This window comes from Streptomyces sp. SP18CS02 (assembly GCF_036322365.1).
Lineage (GTDB): Bacteria > Actinomycetota > Actinomycetes > Streptomycetales > Streptomycetaceae > Streptomyces.
In genome coordinates, this window is sequence record NZ_JAQYXC010000066.1 from 1 (window position 1) to 310 (window position 310).

The 310-nt window shown below is 81.0% G+C and carries 1 protein-coding gene; it reads left to right on the forward strand.

Annotated elements, in window-relative coordinates:
* Nucleotides 1-310 (forward strand): BTAD domain-containing putative transcriptional regulator (locus PUR26_RS00345; RefSeq protein WP_329868066.1); only part of this gene is annotated, 310 nt, incomplete at both ends.

Below are 310 nucleotides of genomic sequence, written 5' to 3' on the forward strand. Positions count from 1 at the left end.
AGGCGGGGGACCCGGCGGGGGCGTTGGCCGTGCTGGACGACGCCCTGGCCCTGTGGCGGGGGCCGGTGCTCGCGGACCTGCCCGGCTGGGCGGCCGAGGCGGCCGCCTGGGAGGCGCGGCGCAGGGGCGTCCAGGGCTCCCGCCTCAGGGCCATGCTGGCGCTGGGGCGACCGGAGGAGACGCTGCCGGAACTCGCCGCGCTGTGCGGTCTCTCGCCGCTGGACGAGCCGCTGCAGAGCCTGCGCATCCGCGCCCTGCGCGCCGCGGGCCGGCCCGCGGAGGCCCTGGCCGCCTACGAGGCGGTACGCCG